Annotated in this window: 1 protein-coding gene; it reads right to left on the reverse strand. The window is 58.3% G+C overall.

The features are described from left to right. Nucleotides 1-381 (reverse strand): YihY/virulence factor BrkB family protein (locus AC0IYH_RS29775; protein WP_471837676.1); only part of this gene is annotated, 381 nt, incomplete at both ends.

The raw sequence follows: 381 nt of genomic DNA on the forward strand, positions 1-381 counted from the left end.
GAGCAGCGCGGCGGCAATACCGATGGTGTAGAGCAGCGACAGGGGAATACGCTTCCAGGGCTTGCGCCCCTCTTTCACGCCATAGGCCTTGTTCATCGCATCCATGGTCGAGCGCACTGCTGACGATGCTGTCCACAGCGCAACCACGATACCGATCGAGAACAGACCAGCCTTCTGGGTCTGCAACTGATCGATGACCGGGTTGACCAGTTCTACCGTCGATAACGGCAGCACCAGCTCCGCCTGCTGTCGCAGCCAATCGAAGAACGGTTGCATATCCAGTAGGCTGATCAGTGCGACCAGGAACAACAGGAAGGGAAACAGCGAAAAGAACATCTGGAAGGCCAGGGCCGACGCGTAGGTGGGTAGCTCGTCCTCGAT

Source organism: Pseudomonas sp. AC463 (genome assembly GCF_979253585.1).